This window comes from Elioraea tepidiphila DSM 17972 (genome assembly GCF_000378465.1).
GTDB classification, from domain to species: Bacteria; Pseudomonadota; Alphaproteobacteria; order Acetobacterales; family Acetobacteraceae; genus Elioraea; species Elioraea tepidiphila.
In genome coordinates this window covers 1-16,385 of the sequence record NZ_KB899919.1, presented here as the reverse complement: position 1 = coordinate 16,385, position 16,385 = coordinate 1, and the positions used below count along the sequence as shown (strand labels likewise).

Sequence of the window (16,385 nt, the reverse complement as noted above, 5' to 3'; positions counted from 1 at the left end):
GTGCAGGGGGCAGGGCCCCCTGCATGGCGTAGCCCATGGCGGCGTCGAGTTCGCGCCGCGGCCGCGGCGGCTTCGATCCCTGGCCCGGCTACGTGGACGCGCTGTCCACGCTGCTGATGGTCATCATCTTCGTCCTGCTGGTCTTCGTCCTTTCCCAGGCCTTCCTCTCCGCCGCGCTCTCTGGCCGCGACCAGGCGCTCGCCCGCCTCAACCGCCAGATCGCCGAGCTTTCCGACCTGCTCGCGCTCGAGCGCGGCACCAGCGAGGAGCTGCGCCGATCGGTCTCGCGCCTCTCCGCCGACCTCCAGGCAGCGGCCTCCGCGCGCGACGCGCTGACGCGCCAGCTTGCCCTCGCCACCGCCGAACGCGACCGCACTGGCGCCGAGCGCGATGCGCTGCGCACCGACCGCGACCGCATCGCCGCGCTGCTGGCCGACGCCAGCGCGCGCGCGGAAGCGGCGGCGAGCCGCGTCACCCGCCTCGAATCCCAGCTTGCCGAGGCGCTGACGCGCGCCGACCAGGCGCGCATCGACGCCGACGCCCGCGCGCGCGACGGCGCGGCGGCCGCTGCACTCGCCGAGCAGCGCGCCCGCGACCTTGCCGCAGCACAGGCGCTGGCCGAACAGCGCGGCCGGCAGCTCGCGGCCTCGCAGGAGCTCGCCGACCAGCGGGCGCGCGATCTCGCCGAGACCGCGCGGCTGCTCGCCGAGACGCGCCGCGCGCTGGAGGCGGAGCGCGAGACGCTCGCGCGCATGCGCGAACAGATCGCCGCCCTCGACCGGCAGGTGGAGGCAGACCGCCAGACGATCGAGCTGCGCCTGTCCGAGATCGTGCGCCTGACGCAGCAGGTCGAGACGCTGACGGCGCTGCGCGACCGGCTGGAGGAACAGGCCGCGGATGCGGCCGCGCGCGCGACCACCGAGGAGGAGCGGCGCCGGGCCGTGGAGGCGATCCTCGCCGACGAGCGACGGCTCGGCGAGACGGCGCGCGCGCAGGTCGCGCTGCTGAACCGCCAGATCGAGGAGCTGCGCGCGCAGATCGGCCGCATCAGCCAGGCGCTGGAGGTGGCGGAGGCCGAAGGGCGCGACAAGGACGCGCAGATCGCCAATCTCGGTCAGCGGCTCAATCTCGCGCTCGCCAGCCGGGTCGAGGAGCTCCAACGCTACCGCAGCGAGTTCTTCGGCCGGCTGCGCGAGGTGCTGGGCAATCGCCCCGGCATCCAGGTGGTCGGCGACCGGTTCGTCTTCCAGTCGGAGGTGCTGTTCCCGCCCGGCTCGGCCGATCTTCAGCCGGAGGGCATGGAGCAGCTGCGCCAGCTCGCCGGAGTGATCCGCGAGGTCGCGCGCGACATCCCGTCGGATGTGCCGTGGATCCTGCGCGTGGACGGCCACGCCGATCGCACGCCGATCGCGCCGGGTGGCCGGTTCGCTTCGAACTGGGAACTCTCGGCTGCACGCGCGATCAACGTCGTACGGCTGCTGTCGCTGCTCGGCGTGCCGGAGAACCGCCTCGCCGCCACCGGCTTCGGCGAGTTTCAGCCGCTCGACCCGGCCGATACGGTCGAGGCCTATGCGCGCAACCGGCGGATCGAGCTCAGGCTGACGGATCGCTGAAACAGGCGGCCTCGACGGCCAGCGCCACCGCGAGCGCCGCGCGCCCGGCCGCGCCATCGACGATCACCGGTGCCTCGCCCCGGACGGCGGCAACGAAGGAGGCGAGCTGCACGGCGAGCGGGTCCGTGTCCTGCCAAGACTCCTCATGCCTGCCATCATGGTCGAAGCGGGCGAGGCGGCGGCCGACGAAATCCACCGCGACCGACCCCGAGGCGTCGAACAGCCGCGCGAGACGCTCCACCGCCGGGCTCACGCGGCTTGCCGTCAGGCTGGCAACGGCGGCATTCGCGAAGGTCACGCGCGCCTGGGCGAAGTCGAGCTGATCCGACAGTACCTTGCGCCCGACCGCCTCGACACGCGCGACCGGCGACTCCGCCAGCGTGAGCGCGAGGTCGATGTCGTGGATCATCAGGTCGAGCACGACCGAGACATCCGTGCCGCGCTCGCGGAACGGCGCCAGCCGGGCGAACTCCATCGCCAGCGGCCGCGACACGTTGCGGGCCAGCGCCGAGCGCGCGACCGAGAAGCGCTCGAGATGGCCGACCTGGAGCACGACCCCACGCGCCGTCGCGAGCGCCACCAGTTCGTCGGCCTCGGCGAGGGTGGTGGCGAGCGGCTTCTCCATGAAGAGATGCCGGCCTGCCTCCAGCACCCGCAGCCCGAGCGCGTGATGCGCGCGCGTGGTCGCGGCGACGATCACCGCCTCGGCCTCGGCGAGCGCGGCGTCGAGATCGGGCAGCGCCCGTGCCCCGCCCTCGGCGGCGACGCGCGCCGCCTTCCCGGCATCGGGATCGACGATGCCGACCAGCGCGACGCGCGGCTCGGCCGCCGCCTTGAGCACGTGGTAGCGGCCGAAATGGCCCGCGCCGACGATGGCGAGGCGGAGCGGATCATGCATGGGCGGCGATGACTCCCGCGGCACTCACGGTGCCGTGATTCCGACACGGTGTGCCGTCATGAAGCCGTCAGGATCACATGCCGGCCGGGAGGGGGCCAAGAGGGGACGCATGCACGGGGTGGGGGCAAGCGTCGTGCGCGCGCGGGCGGACGAGCACGTCGTTGTCTGGGTCATGGGCGGGGCGTTCTTCGCCTCGGGTTTCGCGGCCCTGCTTTATCAGGTGATCTGGCAGCGCATGCTGGGGCTGTTCGCCGGCTCCGACGCCGTGACGGCCGCGCTGGTGGTGGGTGCGTTCCTGCTCGGCCTCGGCATCGGTTCGCTGGTGGCAGGGCTGGTCGCCGACCGGCTGGCGCCGCGTCGGGCGGCGCTGGCCTTCGCGCTGATCGAGGCCGGGATCGCCGGCTTCGCCCTGCTGTCGCGCCCGTTCCTGTATGACCTGGTGGTGGAGCGGCTGGGGCCTCTGCTGACCGGGCGGTGGGAGGTGTTCGGCATCTGCTTCGCCGGCCTGCTGGTGCCGACCTTCCTGATGGGGCTGTCACTGCCCGTGCTGGCAAAGGCGGTGGTCGCGCGGATCGAGACGGCAGCGAACCGGATCGGCCTGCTCTACGGCATCAACACGCTGGGGGCTGCTGCCGGCACGCTGATCGGCGGGTTCCTGATCGTCGGCGAGATCGGCTTCGAGGCCTCGCTCCAGCTCGGCGCGGTGCTGAACCTGCTGGCCGGGGCTGCCGCCCTCGCGGTTCGCGCACGTTTGCCGGACACGCCGCCAAGCGCCGCCGCCGCGCCGGTCGATGTCCCGGCGGCGCAGCCCGGCGCGCTCGGCCTGCCGGCCTGGACGCTGCTGGTGTTCCTCTCCGGCTTCCTGATCGTCGCGCTGGAGATCCTGTGGGTGCGCGTGCTCGGCATCGCCGGCCAGGGTTCGGCCTACGCCTTCCCGCTGATCCTCGGCGTGTTCCTCGTCGCGGACGCGGCCGGGATGCTCTATGGCGCGCGCTGGGTCCAGCGGATCGCCGATGTGCGCCGCGCGTTCATCCTGCTGCAGGCCTGGGCCGGGCTGTTCGCCGCCGCGACCCTGCTCGCGCTCTGGCTGCTCTATCCCTGGCCGCCCTTCGCCGCGGTGATGGGGATGGATTCGTACCGCGCCACCCTGCCCGCGCTCGGCTGGCTCGCCCTTCTGTCCGTGCTGCTGATCGGCATGCCCGCCTTCCTGCTCGGCATGAGCTTCCCGGTGGTGCAGCGGGCGGTGCAGCGCGACATGGCATCGGTCGGGTTCCGCGTCGGCATCGTCCAGCTCGGCAACATCATCGGCAACGCGGCCGGCAGCCTGGTCTGCGGCCTCGTGCTGCTGCACCTGCTCGGCACCTCGGGCACGGCGGCCGCGCTGCTCGGGCTCGCCCTCGCGATGCTCGGCTGGTGGCTCTGGCGTATGACGCGCGAAGGCCGGCGCGACGCCCCGGCCTTCGTCCTCGCGGTCGCCATGCTCGCTGCAATCGCCCTGTTTCCCGGCAACGCCGCGTGGTGGGCGCGCATCCACGCGGTCGCGGACGACCAGCGCGCGCTGGTCGCCGAGGACCGCTCCGGCGTGGCCGTGCTGCGGCTGAAGGACGGGGCGGGTCCGATGTTCATCACCGGCCACACCCAGAGCCGCGTGCCGTTCTGGCCGCATCACGTGCTGCTGGGCGCGCTCGGGCCGGCGATCCACCCCGCGCCGCGCGAGGTGATGGTGGTGGGGGTGGGCTCGGGCGGCACGCCCTATGCCGCCGGCTGGAACCCCGAGACACGGAGCGTGCGCGCGATCGAGCTGATCCAGCCCGTGTATCGCGTGATCCGCGACTACGCCGCGCTCTACCCGGACAGCGCGCCGGCCTGGCTCGCACGCGATCCGCGCTTCGAGCTCGCCGTGGGCGACGGCAGGCGCGAGATCTTCGTCTCCAACCGCCGCTGGGACGTGGTCGAGGCCGACGCGATCCTGCCCCAGACCTCGCACAGCGGCATGCTCTACTCGGTCGAGTTCCTGCGCCTGGTGCGCGAGCACCTGAAGCCCGACGGGCTGTTCGTGCAATGGGCGCCGACCCGGCGCGTGGTGCAGAGCTTCGTCAGCGTGTTCCCGCACGCGATCCTGATCAGGCCGCTGTCGGTGCTGGTGGGGTCCAAATCGCCGATCCCGTGGGACCGCGAGGCCGTGCTGGCGCGGCTCGACAGCCCGGCCTTCCGCGAATGGGCCGCGCGCGCGCAGGTCGACCCGGCGGAGTTCGCGCGCATGTCCGCCGATCCGCCGGTGGTCTGGGCCCCCGGCACCCCCCGGCCCCGCGGCGAGGTGAACACCGACCTCTTTCCGCGCGACGAGTACTACCTGAACAATCCGGTGGAGTGGCCCGACGGCCACTGGCACTGATCAGCGGTTGGTGCCGGGACGCCAGAGCACCTCCGAGGCCCCGCGGCCATTGAGCCAGCGCCCGAGCACGAACAGGTGGTCGGAGAGGCGGTTGAGATAACGCACCGCGTCCGCGTTCACGGGCTCCGCCCCTGCCAGCGCCACCACGGCCCGCTCGGCCGCGCGCGCAACGGTGCGGGCGTGGTGCGCCCAGGCCGAGGCCGCGCTGCCGCCCGGCAGCACGAACGACTTCAGCGCCGGCAGATCGGCGTTCATCGCCGCCACCTCCGCCTCCAGCCGTTCGAGCTGCGCCGGCACGATGCGCAGCCGCTGCGCCGGATCCTCGTCTGGCTCGACCGGCATGCAGAGGTCGGCCCCGAGATCGAACAGGTCGTGCTGGATCCGATCGAGCATCGCGTCCGCCTGGGCCAGGTCGGACCCGCGCTCGCCGGCGGCCGTGACGAGCCGCAAGAGCCCGATCGCGGCATTGGCCTCGTCCACCCGGCCGATCGCCTCGATCCGGAGCGCGTCCTTGCGCACGCGCGTGCCGTCGCCGAGCGAGGTTTCGCCGCGGTCGCCGCCGCGGGTGGTGATGCGATCCAGCCGGACCATGGAACTCCCCTATGCCTGGCGCGCAGCCGCCACACCGGGACCCCATCGCAACGGGTTGCGATGGGACCCGTCAACCCTGCGCGCGTCAGTCGACGATGCGGAAGGTGATAGGGATGGCAACGCGCTCCTCGACCGGCACGCCGCCACGGCGGGCCGGATCGAAGCGCCACTGCCACATTGCCTCGATCGCCGAGCGGTCAAGCAGGGCGTGGCCCGACGAGCGCATGATCTCGACCAGTGACGGCACCCCCTCGGGCGAAACCGTGACCGCGAGCAGCACCGTGCCCTGCCAGCGGTAGAGCCGCGCCTCGCGCGGCACCACCGGATCGACCCTGCGCCCGACCGAGGCCGGCATGGCCGCATCGAGCAGACCGGCGGTCGGCATGGCACCCGCGGACGCGGGTTCGGCGGCCGGGGCGGCCACTGCCTCGGACGCGGTGCCCGGGGGGGCGGGCGACGCGCGCGGGGGCGCGCGCGGTGGGGGAGGCGGCAGCGGCAAGGCAGCGCTCTCGACCGGCGGCGGCTCGGGCACGGGCGCTTCGGGTGCGGCAGCCGGCACGGCGGCCTCGGCCAGTGCCGGCTCGGTCTCCGCCGGCGCGGCGTCGGGCGCAGCCTCGCCGACCTGCTCACCTCCGCCCCCGGAGGAGAAGACGACGGTAATGCCGACCCCCTGCTCCGGCGGCTCGCCCAAGGGGCGCGTGGGCATGGTGATCAGCGCCGCCGCGACCGCCAGGTGCAGTGCGCCCGAAACCGAGACGGCGATGGCGAGGCGCGCGCTCATGCCGGCAACACCGTGGGGCCCTCGCCGATGCGCACGCGGAACACGCGGCCGGCCAACGCATCGGCCATGACCGCGTCGGGTGCGGCGTCGGCAACGAGCCTGCCGCTCTCCAGCAGCGCCATCCTGTCCGCGTAGCGCGCGGCGAGGGCGAGGTCGTGCAGGATCACCACCACGGCGCGGCCCTTTGCCGCCTCTTCGCGCAAGAGGCGCATCACGGCGAAGCCCTGCGCAGGGTCGAGGTCGGCACAGGGCTCGTCGAGCAGCATCACGTCGGGGCCGGTGGCGAGCACGCGCGCGATCATGGCGCGCCTCGCCTCGCCACCCGAGAGCCGGTCGATCCGCCTGTCGGCCATGCGATCGAGGCCGACCGCGGCGAGCGCGGCGGCGACCGGCGCCGCGGCCGCGTCTCCGTGCGGCAGGCGGCCGAGCAAGGCGATCTCGCGCACGGTCATGCCCCAGGCGGCGCGTGCGCCCTGCTCCAGCCAGGCGATGCGGCGGGCGCGGGCGCGCGGCGCGAGCGCGTTCAGCGCCACGCCGTCCAGCGTCACCCGACCGGCGGCCGGCCGTGTCAGCCCGGCGAGCACGCGCAGCAGCGTCGATTTGCCGGCGCCATTCGGGCCGACCAGCGCAACGAGCTCGCCCGGGGCGACCGCGAGTGACACGCCGTCCAGCACGGTGCGGCCGTCGAGGCGCACGGCAATGGTCTCCGCCGCGATCACCCGAACCTCGCGTGGCGCAGCGCGAGGTGCAGCAGCAGCGGCGCGCCGAGCAGCGCGGTCAGCACACCGAGGCGGAGTTCCTGCTGCAACGGCACCAGCCGCACGACGATGTCGGCGGCGAGCACCAGCGCGGCCCCCGCCCACAGCGATGGCGCCAGCAGCGCGCCCGGCCGCTCGCCGGCGCCGAAGCGGACGAGGTTGGGCACGATCAGCCCGACGAAGCCGACCCCGCCCGCCACCGCGGTGCCGCCGCCGACCGCGAGTGCCGCCCCCAGCGCGGCGAGCCGCATGGTGGAGGCGACCGGCACGCCGAGGCTCTCCGCCGTCGCCTCGCCAAGCGCGAGCGCATCCAGCCGCGCACCCAGCGGCAGCAGCAGCGCCGCGCCGGCGAGCACCACGGGGGCGGCGAGCGTCGCGTCGCGCCAGGAGCGGTCCTCCAGGCTGCCGAGCAGCCAGACCGTGATCTCGGCCAGCGCGAAGGGGTTGGGCGCGAACGACAGCGCCATCGCCACCGCGGCCGAGGCGATCGCGGCGACCGCGATGCCGGCCAGGATCAGCGCCGCCCCGGTGCCCGCGCGCGCGGCGAGCGCGAACACCAGCGCGGCGGCGACCAGGGCGCCGGCGAGCCCGCCAAGCGGCAGGGCCAGCGGCACCGCGGCCGCAAGCCCCCAGTAATAGGCCAGCACCGCGCCGAGACTCGCGCCGCCGGTGACGCCGAGCAGGCCCGGATCGGCGAGCCGGTTGCGCAACAGCCCCTGCATCACCGCGCCCGCAAGCCCGAGCCCGCCGCCCACCAGCACGGCCAGCGCGGTGCGCGGCGCGCGCACCTCCCAGAGGATGACCGGGTCGGGGACGCCGAACCCGGCCGCGCCGACCAGCAGCGAGACCGCAGCAAGCCCCGCCGCGAGCAGCGTCAGCGCCGCCGTCATCGCGCGAGGGCTGCGGCCGCGCGCACGGTCTCGGGCCCGCCGCAGGCGAGCCAGGCCGGGTCGATCCGCGCACGTGGGATCGCAGCACGGGCCAGCGCCGGGTGCTCCAGCAGCGCCTCGGAGAGCGAGGGTGGGCCGGCGGCGGGTGCCGTCACCAGGAGGTCCGGCGGATCGGCGAGTAGCCGTTCCAGCGACACGAAGCCGTAGCCCGCAAAGGGCGCGGCGTTGCCGAGCCCAGCCGCGCGCAGCACCGCATCGGGCAGGGTGCCGCGCCCAGGCACGAAGCCGCGCGCCTGCCAGACGAGCGCGCGCGGCGCGTCCGCGCGGCGGCGGATCGCGGCGAGGTCGCGGGCGATGGAAGCGGCCAGCGCCTCGCCGCGCGCTGTCTCGCCGAGCGCGGCGGCGACGCTGCGCAGATGGCGCAGGATCGCATCGAAATCCTCGGCGAGCCCGAGCCGCAGCACGGCCACCCCGCGCGCCTCCAGCATCGCCGCGACCCGCGCCGCGCCCCACGGCCCGACGATCGCGAGGTCGGGGTTGAGCGGCAGCACCTCCTCCGCGACGGTGCGCACGCGCGGGATGCCGGCGGCCTCGGCGGCGACGGCGGAAAGCGCGGGATCGACAGCGAGCGGCGACAGTGCCGCGATCCGCTCGCGCTCGGCCAGGGCGACGACGAACTGGTCGGCGCACAGGTTGAGCGAGACCACGCGCGCGGGCTTCGCCGCTGCTTGGCCGACTGTCAGCAGCAGCACGAGCGCGGTGCGGATCAGCACGGGCGCAGCACCCGGCACGGGTTCCCGGCGGCCACCACATTCGCCGGCAGGCTGCGCGTCACCACCGATCCTGCCCCGACCACGCTGTTCTCGCCGATCGACACGCCCGGACAGACGATCACACCGCCGCCGAGCCACACCCCGTCGTCGATCGCGATCGGGAGCGCTGCCTCCCAGCCCGCGCGCCGAGTCGCGGCGTCGATCGGGTGGGTCGCCGTGTAGAGCTGCACGCCCGGGCCGATCTGCACCTCCGCGCCGATGACGATGCGCGCGCAGTCGAGCAGCACGCAGCCGAAGTTCAGGAAGCTCCGCGCGCCGATCGTGATCTGGGCACCGTAGTCGCAGCGGAACGGCGGATTGACCATCGCGCCATCGCCCAGGCTGCCAAGCAGTGCCGCGAGTGCCTCGGCACGCGCGGCGTCGTCGTCGGGATCCGCGCCATTGAAGCGCGCGAGCAGGCGCTGGGCGCGGCGACGCTCGGCGACCAGCGCAGGGTCATGGGCAAGATAGAGCTCGCCCGCCAGCATGCGCGCCTTCTGCCCGGTCGGGGTCACACCACCACCACCCCGCGATGCTTGGCCTTGTGCGGCGGCTCGACATGGATGGTGATCACCGCCGGCTCCAGTTCCGCCTTCAGCGCGGCCTCGATCCGGTCGCAGATCGCGTGCGCGTCGCCCACACGCATCTCCTCGGGCACCACCAGATGGAACTCGATGAAGGTGAAGCGGCCGGCCTGGCGGGTGCGCAGGTCATGCGCCTCGATCGCTCCCTCGGCGTGCGACGAGACCAGGGTGCGGATCTTGTCCAGCGATTCCGCGGCGACCGCCTCGTCCATCAGCCCGCCAACGCTCTCGCGCATCAACCGCCAGCCCGACCAGAGGATATTGGCCGCGGTGGCGGCGGCAAGCGCGGGGTCGAGCCAGAGCTCGCCGGTCAGCGCCACAAGCCCCACGCCGGCGATCACGCCGAGCGAGGTCACGACATCGGCGACCAGATGGCGCCCGTCGGCGACCAGAGCGGGCGAGCCGAGTCGACGGCCACGCCGGATCAGCACCCAGGCCCAGGCGGCGTTGACCACCGTGGCGACCGCGCTGACCGCAAGCCCGAGCGCAGGCTGGTCCGGCGCGCGCGGATTGAGCAGCGCGAACCAGGCCTCGCGCAGGATCGAGATCGCCGCCAGTACGATCAGCGCGCCGGTGAACACGGCCGAGAAGTACTCGGCCTTGGCGTGGCCGTAGGGGTGGTTCGCGTCGGCCGGGCGCTGCGAGTAGAGCACGGCGGCGAGCGCGGTCGTGGAGGCGGCGACGTTGACGATGCTCTCGACCGCGTCGGCGAGCAGCGCCACGGAGCTGGTGATCCACCAGGCAGCCGCCTTCAGCGCCAGCACCGCGACGGCGATGGCGAGGCTCGCGGTGGCGAGTCGGGTGGCACGGGTCATGGGCGGCCTTATAGCAGCCGCTGCGACACGCTTTGTCCCCAGCCGTTTTTTGTGCGGCTCGGCTCGGTGGACCAATCTGATTCATGGGCGGCTCCAGGCAGGTGGCGAGGCCGAGGGAGCTGCCGGCGGTCCGGTTGTAGCGGGAAGTGACCTCGCGGCGGCATTGTGATGCGGTTGATCAAGCCCTCGATGCCGGTGTGGGGGGTCGTGGCCGACCTCGGCAGCGCTGCCGAGGCGGCGTGCTCCGCACTCGCGACAGGCGCCGAGCAGGCGGCGCTTGGCTACGTGTTTAGTCCCGGCATTTGGTGGAGCGGGTTGAGGGTGAATCGGTGGGGCTCATCCGCCCATGCTTTGCAGATGAATTGATAGGGTGTGAGGCCTCGCAGGCGCTTGAGGCGTTTTCCGGAGTTGTAGGCGGCGACGAAGTCGTCGAGGTGTCGTCGCAGCTGATCGTGGCTGTCGTAGTGGAAGCGCCTGACGGTGGCGTCCTGGATGGTGCGGTTCATCCGCTCGACCTGACCGTTCGTCCAGGGATGGTTGATCCTAATGAAGCGATGCTCGATGCGATGGTCGCGGCAGTGCATGGCGAACATGTGGGTCATGGACCGGGCCGTGGGCCCATTGGCATGACGGGGTGCGAAGCGGAACTGGATGCCGTTATCGGTCAGCACCGTATGGATCCTGTAGGGCACGGCCGCGACGAGGGCTTCGAGGAAGGCGGACGCGGTGACGCGATTGGCGCTTTCCGCCAGCTGGACCAAGGCGAACTTGCTGGTTCGGTCTATCGCGACGAACAAGTGGAGCTTGCCTTCGGCGGTCTGCAGCTCGGCGATGTCGATGTGGAAGAAGCCGATCGGGTAGGGCTTGAACTGCTTCTTGGCGGGTTTCTCACCTTCGATATCGGGGAGCCGGCCGATACCGTGGCGCTATAGGCAGCGATGCAGGGACGACCGGGTCAGGTGCGGGATGGTGGGCTGTAGCGCGTAGAGGCAGTCATCGAGCGGCAGCAGCGTATGCCGGCGGAAGGCGACGATGATGGCTTCATCCTCCACCGACAGGACGGTGGACCTCGGCTCCCTGGGACCGGTTGGGCGGTCAGCGAGGGTGTCGCGCTTCTTCCGCTTGGCCACGGTCTTCGGATTGATCCCGTAGCGTTTCGCCAGCGTCCTCAGGCTCGCTTGACTATGTTGTATCGCTCGACGGATCGCCTCCGTCGTGCGGGCGCTCCCGTGAAGAACCTGGCCCATAGTGCGTCCTTCCATGCCTGGGAGAAGACTGAACCATCCAAACCCGAGATCAAACACCCTAGCCAAGCGCCGCCTGCTCGGCGCCTGTCGCGAGCGCGGAGCACGCCGCCTCGGCAGCGCTGGCAAGGTCGGCCACGACCCGGCTCGCCTCGTCGAGATTTCCCGCCGCCGCCGCCGCCTCGATCCGCGAGGCCAGCGCGGCCAGCGCGGCCAGCCCGTAGTTCGCCGCACCGCCGCGCAACGCGTGCGCCTCGCGGCGGAGCCGGATCGCATCCGCCGTGGCCGCCGCCTCGCCGATCGCCTCGGTGCGCGCGCGCACATCCTCGATGCAGGTCCGGATCAGCGACGCGAGCGTGTCGGCGGTGAGCCCACGGCCGAGGCGCGCCAGGTGCTCGGTGTCGAGGACGGGCGGCGGGGGTGTCGCGGGTTTGGTGGAGCCGTCCGGGGCGCCCTCCCCATCGTCCGCCGCGCGGAGATGGCGCAGCAGCGCATCGGCCAGGATCCGACCCGTCACCGGTTTGGCGAGCACGCCGTTCATCCCCGCGGCGATGAAACGTTCCCGGTCGCCCGCCATCACATTCGCGGTCAGCGCCACGATGGGCACCGTGCCCGCGGGCGGCGGCAGGCGCCGGATCGCCGCGGTCGCGGCCATGCCGTCCATCTCGGGCATGAACATGTCCATGAACACGATGTCGTAGGGTCGCGCTCCGACAGCCTCCACGGCCTCGAGCCCGTTCGCGACGATATCGACGTGGTGTCCGTCCTTGCGGAGCCAGGTCGCGGCGACGAGCTGGTTGGCCGGGCTGTCTTCCGCCAGCAGCACGCGCGCCCGGCGTGGACGGCGTGTCGGCGGGGCCGGTTCCGGCGCCGGTTCGGGGATACGCTCCGCCGGCGCGAGCGGCAGGGTGAAGCGGAAGACGGATCCGCCGCCGGCGCGATCCTCGACGCCGATCGTGCCGCCGAGCAGTTCGACGAGGCGACGGCAGATCGCGAGCCCGAGGCCGGTGCCGCCGGTCCGCCGGGCGTCGGGCGGCTCGAGCTGCGAGAAGGGCTGGAACAGCCGCGCCCGTTCGCCCTCGGGAATGCCCGGGCCGCGATCCGCGACCGCGAAGCGGATCCGCGGCGAGAGGCCGACGCCGACTGCCGGCACCGCGTCCGCGGAGACGACAATGTCGCCGCCCTGGGAGAACTTGACGGCGTTCGAGACCAGGTTCAGCAGGATCTGACGGAGCCGCCCCGCATCGCCGCGCACATACGGCGGCACCCCCTCGCCGATCTCCAGCCGGATGGTCGCGCCATGCGCCTGCGCCGAGGGCCGGAACAGGTCGACCGCGCCGGCGAGCAATGGGGCGAGCGCGAAATCCGTCGTCTCCAGCGCCAATCTGCCGGCTTCGATCTTCGACAGGTCGAGGATGTCGTTGATGATGGCGAGCAGGTGTTCGGCGCTCTCATGCGCGGTCTCGACGTAGCGGCGCTGCTCGTCGTCGAGCTCGGTCTCGGCGAGCAGGCCCAGCGTGCCGATCACGGCGTTCATGGGCGTGCGGATCTCGTGGCTCACCACGGCGACGAAGCTCGACTTGGCGGCGGAGGCGGCCTCGGCCATCTCGCGGGCCCGGCGCATCTGCTCCTCCGCCCGTCGGCGCGGTGTCACGTCAGTGTAGATCGTGACGAACCCGCCGCCAGGCAGGCCCGTGCGCTTGAACTCGATCACCCGTCCGTCCGGGCGGGTGCGCTCGTACACGCCGAACCGCCCCGACCGCACGACGTCGAGGCGGCGGCGCACCTCCGTTTCGACATCGACGGAGCCGAACTCCCCGCCGCGCGCCTGGGCGCGGATGATTCCTTCATAGGGCGCGCCTTCGTACAGCACCTCCGGCGGCAGCCCGAGCAGATCCTCAAGCCGGTCGTTCCAGGTGACCAGGCGATAATTGGCATCGAACACGGTGACGCCGTCGGAGAGATTGGCCAGTGTCGTTTCGAGCAGAGCCGACTTCTCGTCGGCCTGCCGTTTGGCTCGGGCGATCGCGCGATTTGCGGCCTCGAGTGCGACCCGGTCCGCGTCGAGTTCCGCCTCCCGGCGGACGCGCCGGCGCGCTTCGATAGCGAGCGCCGCAATCAGCGCCGCGAGCGCGAGGGTGACGGCCGATGCCCCGAGCAGGGTTCGCCAGACGCTCGCATCGGCGCTCCGCGCCATGGTCGCGCTGGCAACGCCGATCACGGCCGCGCCCGGCAGGTCAGGCAGATGGCGGAAGGCGACCAGGCCGGGCATCCGATCGGCCGTCTCGCTCAGCATGATCGTGCCGGATGCGGCGCCGCGCAGGGCCGCGACCACGAGCGGATCCGACAGCGCCTGGCCCGGGGCCGGCAGGGTTCCGCCGCTCTGGGCCAGCACCACCGCGTCGGTGCTGACCAGAGCGGCGACCGCGTCGGGGCCCAGCGCGTCCACCCACTCGCCGCGCGCGAGGGTGGCCGGGTCGAGGAAGGCCACCACCACGCCGCCGAAGCCGCCGCCCGGACGGCTGATCCGTCGCGACAGCGTCAGCGCCGTCCGCCCCGACACCGGTTCCATGGTCGGCCTGCCGAGGATCGGCCGTGCCGGGTCGAAGGCGAGGTTGCCCTGAAGGTAATCACGGTCATCGGCGAGCACGAAGCCCGGCAGCGGTCCCAAGGTGCTCACCGTCACGCGCCCGTCGGGGTCGATGACGGCGACGGAGGTCAGGGAACGATCGATCGCATGGAACCGGGCGGCGAGCCCCGCGAGCGAGACCGCAGACGCTTGACCGTCCGCCCGGCGGACCAGCCTGACCAGTTCCGCGTCGACCGCGGTGAAGACGCGGCGCAGATGGGCCTCGAGCGCGAGGGTCGCGATGTCGGCCCGGGCCGCGGTCTCGGCCACGGACCGCGCGCGGTCGCGGCCGATCTGACCGATCACGGCGGCCCACAGCACGACGGCGGCGACCAGGCCCACAAGCGGAATGCCGAGGCGGCGATCCAAGCGAATCATGACGCCGGCCGATCCCTAGGCCACGGGTCATCCGGCAGCGGTCGCGAGCGGAGGGCGATGCGAATCACGGCATGGGCCGTCTTGTGCCAGCGGGGCAACGACGCGGGCCGTTACGGCCTGCCTGCGCCAGTCTGCCCCTCCCGGCCCTGCCCTGCAACCGGCGCTTGCAGGCCGCCGTCTTGCCCGTCGTGCCCGCCCTCACTATGGTCCGCCCGCCCGCGCCGGGCCAGCCGGCGCCCCCAGGTCGCGTCCCCGTTGCCGAGGAAGAGCCAATGCCCAAGATCAAGGTGAAGAACCCCGTCGTCGAGATGGACGGGGACGAGATGACGCGGATCATCTGGGGCTTCATCAAGGACAAGCTGATCCTTCCCTATCTCGACATCGACCTGAAGTACTACGACCTCGGCATCCAGAAGCGCGACGAGACCGACGACCAGATCACGGTCGATGCCGCCAATGCGACCAAGCAGTACGGCGTCGCCGTGAAGTGCGCCACCATCACGCCCGACGAGGCGCGCGTGGCCGAGTTCGGGCTGAAGAAGATGTACCGCAGCCCGAACGGCACGATCCGCAACATCCTCGACGGGACGATCTTCCGCGAACCGATCATCTGCAGGAACGTGCCCAGGCTGGTGCCGCACTGGTCGAAGCCGATCGTGGTCGGTCGCCACGCCTATGGCGACATCTACCGCGCGGCCGAAACGAAGATTCCCGGCCCCGGCAAGGCGACGCTGACATGGACGCCGGCGGGCGGGGGCGAGCCGATCACGCTCGAGGTGACGAACTTCCCCGAAGGCGGCGGCGTGCTGATGGGGATGCACAACACCCGCCGGTCGATCGAGGGCTTCGCGCGCGCCTGCTTCAACTATGGCCTGGCGCGCAACTACCCCGTCTATCTCAGCCACAAGAACACGATCCTCAAGGCCTATGACGGCGAGTTCAAGGACATCTTCCGCCGCATCTTCGACGCCGAATTCGCCGAGAAGTACAAGGCGGCCGGCCTGACCTACGAGGACCGGCTGATCGACGACATGGTCGCCTGCGCGCTCAAGTGGGAGGGCGGCTATGTCTGGGCCTGCAAGAACTACGACGGCGATGTGCAGTCCGACATCGTCGCGCAGGGCTTCGGCTCGCTCGGGCTGATGACCTCGGTGCTGCTCTCGCCCGACGGCAAGACCGTCGAGTCCGAGGCCGCCCACGGCACGGTGACGCGCCACTATCGCGAGCACCAGAAGGGCCGCGAGACGTCCACCAACCCGATCGCCTCGATCTTCGCCTGGACGCGCGGACTCGCCTATCGCGGCCGGTTCGATGGCACGCCCGATGTGGTCAAGTTTGCCGAGACGCTCGAGCGCGTCTGCATCGAGACGGTCGAGTCCGGGCACATGACCAAGGATCTTGCCATCCTGATCGGCAAGGACCAGCCCTGGCTGAACACCCAGGCCTTCCTCGACACGATCGATGCCAACCTGAAGAAGGCGATGGCAGCCGGCTAACCCCGTCCGCCGGCGAGACGCGCGGCCATCGGGCTCGCCCGCAGCCGCGCCATCGCCACGCAGCCGAATGCGGGGCCGATTGCCAGCACGGCAAAGGCCCCGCCGCCCCAGCCGAGCTGACCGACCAGCCAGGGCATTGCCTGGATGGTCGCCAGCGTCAGCGCGAAGCCAAGCGAGGTCTGCGCGGTCAGCAGGGTACCGGCGAGCCCGGGCGGGGCGAGTTCCGCCACGCTCGAGCCTGATCCATTTACGGTGAAGCATAGCCTGCGTGCCGGAAGTAGTTGGCGCATTCGGTGGGTGAGAACTCGCCGAGCAGGGCGCCGATGCGGTGCCATACGGTGGCGATGGATCGCTCGTCGGCCTTTCGCAGCAGGGTCTTGAGCTTGGCGAACATCATCTCGATCGGGTTCAGGTCCGGGCTGTAGGGCGGCAGGGACAGCAGGTGGGCGCCGGTGGCGCGGATGGCGCGGCGGACGGCGACGCCCTTGTGACTGCCGAGAT

Annotated in this window: 14 protein-coding genes and 1 pseudogene; 3 read left to right on the top strand and 12 right to left on the bottom strand. The window is 72.3% G+C overall.

What is annotated here, in order from left to right; genetic code table 11:
- The first annotated feature begins 35 nt into the window (after positions 1–35).
- Positions 36–1,613 carry a peptidoglycan -binding protein gene (locus F563_RS0109200; protein ID WP_019014376.1) on the top strand — a complete coding sequence of 526 codons (1,578 nt, stop codon included), beginning with the start codon at positions 36–38 and terminating at the stop codon, positions 1,611–1,613.
- Here F563_RS0109200 and F563_RS0109195 read toward each other — a convergent pair.
- The gene (locus F563_RS0109195) at positions 1,594–2,511 is read right to left on the bottom strand and encodes a Gfo/Idh/MocA family protein (RefSeq protein WP_019014375.1); all 918 of its coding nucleotides are present in this window, start codon (positions 2,509–2,511) and stop codon (positions 1,594–1,596) included. The two genes, F563_RS0109200 and F563_RS0109195, sit on opposite strands and share 20 nt — an antisense overlap.
- Before the next feature lie 109 nt (positions 2,512–2,620).
- On the opposite strand from F563_RS0109195, the gene F563_RS22130 reads away from it, so the two are divergent.
- Positions 2,621–4,906, top strand: a complete 2,286-nt coding sequence (locus F563_RS22130) for a fused MFS/spermidine synthase (RefSeq protein WP_019014374.1) — start codon at positions 2,621–2,623, stop codon at positions 4,904–4,906.
- Here the strand turns inward: F563_RS22130 and F563_RS0109185 are convergent, their stop codons facing one another.
- The 9 genes and pseudogenes from F563_RS0109185 to F563_RS23895 all read right to left on the bottom strand — a co-directional run bounded on the left by F563_RS0109185 (position 4,907) and on the right by F563_RS23895 (position 14,388).
- The gene (locus tag F563_RS0109185; RefSeq protein ID WP_019014373.1) at positions 4,907–5,497 is read right to left on the bottom strand and encodes a cob(I)yrinic acid a,c-diamide adenosyltransferase; all 591 of its coding nucleotides are present in this window, start codon (positions 5,495–5,497) and stop codon (positions 4,907–4,909) included.
- Positions 5,498–5,582: 85 nt separating this feature from the next.
- Positions 5,583–6,278 (bottom strand): energy transducer TonB, encoded by a 696-nt coding sequence (locus F563_RS23900; RefSeq protein ID WP_019014372.1) that lies wholly within the window; start codon positions 6,276–6,278, stop codon positions 5,583–5,585.
- A complete protein-coding gene (locus F563_RS0109175) occupies positions 6,275–6,997 on the bottom strand; it encodes an ABC transporter ATP-binding protein (RefSeq protein WP_019014371.1) in 723 nt (240 codons plus the stop codon). The genes F563_RS23900 and F563_RS0109175 overlap by 4 nt, the downstream gene beginning before the upstream one ends.
- Positions 6,994–7,926, bottom strand: a complete 933-nt coding sequence (locus F563_RS0109170) for a FecCD family ABC transporter permease (protein ID WP_019014370.1) — start codon at positions 7,924–7,926, stop codon at positions 6,994–6,996. The genes F563_RS0109175 and F563_RS0109170 overlap by 4 nt, the downstream gene beginning before the upstream one ends.
- Complete coding sequence (locus F563_RS0109165) at positions 7,923–8,699, bottom strand: ABC transporter substrate-binding protein (RefSeq protein WP_026299455.1); 777 nt, start codon at positions 8,697–8,699, stop codon at positions 7,923–7,925. The genes F563_RS0109170 and F563_RS0109165 overlap by 4 nt, the downstream gene beginning before the upstream one ends.
- Positions 8,693–9,253, bottom strand: coding sequence for a sugar O-acetyltransferase (locus tag F563_RS25845; protein WP_019014368.1), 561 nt, complete (start codon positions 9,251–9,253; stop codon positions 8,693–8,695). The genes F563_RS0109165 and F563_RS25845 overlap by 7 nt, the downstream gene beginning before the upstream one ends.
- A complete protein-coding gene (locus tag F563_RS0109155) occupies positions 9,250–10,137 on the bottom strand; it encodes a cation diffusion facilitator family transporter (RefSeq protein ID WP_019014367.1) in 888 nt (295 codons plus the stop codon). Before F563_RS0109155 ends, F563_RS25845 begins: the two co-directional genes overlap by 4 nt.
- 281 nt (positions 10,138–10,418) lie before the next feature.
- Positions 10,419–11,384 (bottom strand): annotated as a pseudogene (locus F563_RS22120) (IS481 family transposase).
- Between the two features lie 58 nt (positions 11,385–11,442).
- Positions 11,443–14,388, bottom strand: a complete 2,946-nt coding sequence (locus tag F563_RS23895) for a PAS-domain containing protein (protein ID WP_019014363.1) — start codon at positions 14,386–14,388, stop codon at positions 11,443–11,445.
- Positions 14,389–14,660: 272 nt separating this feature from the next.
- Here F563_RS23895 and F563_RS0109140 point away from each other — a divergent pair, with 272 nt between their 5' ends.
- Positions 14,661–15,884 carry an NADP-dependent isocitrate dehydrogenase gene (locus tag F563_RS0109140; protein WP_019014362.1) on the top strand — a complete coding sequence of 408 codons (1,224 nt, stop codon included), beginning with the start codon at positions 14,661–14,663 and terminating at the stop codon, positions 15,882–15,884.
- Here the strand turns inward: F563_RS0109140 and F563_RS0109135 are convergent.
- A complete protein-coding gene (locus F563_RS0109135) occupies positions 15,881–16,114 on the bottom strand; it encodes a hypothetical protein (protein WP_019014361.1) in 234 nt (77 codons plus the stop codon). The genes F563_RS0109140 and F563_RS0109135 overlap by 4 nt on opposite strands.
- A 17-nt stretch (positions 16,115–16,131) precedes the next feature.
- On the bottom strand, positions 16,132–16,385 hold a 254-nt coding region (locus F563_RS0109130; protein ID WP_019014360.1), incomplete at its 5' end, for a transposase.